This is a genomic window from Pyxidicoccus fallax, assembly GCF_012933655.1.
Taxonomy (GTDB): domain Bacteria; phylum Myxococcota; class Myxococcia; order Myxococcales; family Myxococcaceae; genus Myxococcus; species Myxococcus fallax.
Genome location: NZ_JABBJJ010000742.1, coordinates 1 through 784 on the forward strand (window position 1 = coordinate 1; position 784 = coordinate 784).

Consider the following 784-nt stretch of genomic DNA (forward strand, 5'->3'; position numbering starts at 1 on the left):
GGATGGGGACGTCCGGGGTGTCCATGTCCTCATGGGCATGGGAGTGGCCGTCCGTGTTGAAGCCGAAGTCGTCCGGATAGCGCGTGTGCATGTAGCCGTGCATCTGCATCAGGAAGAGCAGCAGCCCGCAGAGCACGAGGCCGTCATTGGCAACGCGGCTGAAGCGCTCGAAGCTGGGCCGCTTGCGCCAGGCGGAGAGCACCAGGAGCATCACGAGGAGCGCGGCGATCTGCCCCAGCTCCACGCCCACGTTGAAGGCGACGATGCGCCCCAGCATCCCCAGCCCCTTGTCGCCCAGCGGCAGTTGCTGGAGCCGCGTGGACAGCCCGAAGCCGTGGATGAGGCCGAAGGCGAAGACCATCCCGAGCAGGTTCGGCGCCTTGACGCCCAGGTAGCTTCCGAACCGGCCGTTGTTGTCGAAGCCCTTGTAGCAGACGCTGAGCGCGATGACGGCGTCGACCAGGAAGTAGTTCGCGGTGACACCGGCGAAGGTCGCGAAGATGAGCGTGAGGCTGTGGCCCAGCGTGAAGACGCTGATGAACTTGACGATGTCGCGTGCGCTCGCCAGGAAGAAGATGACCCCGAAGAGGAAGAGCAGGTGGTCATAGCCGGTGAGCATGTGGGTGGCGCCCAGCCCCACGTAGCGCAGGAAGCCGCCTGGAGTTGCCCCCGTCAAATCGGACAGCTCAGGGTTGAGAGTTAGCAGTACGGAACTCGCGGGGTGACTTCATCTTGAGGCCTCGGTGCGGGTGACAGCGGTTGTAGTCGTCGAACCAGGCGGGCA

The 784-nt window shown here is 64.7% G+C and carries 1 protein-coding gene; it reads right to left on the bottom strand.

The window, feature by feature from the left end:
- Positions 1–676: HupE/UreJ family protein (locus tag HG543_RS53925; protein WP_211194823.1), on the bottom strand; the 676-nt coding region annotated here is incomplete at its 3' end.
- Positions 677–784 lie beyond the last annotated feature (108 nt).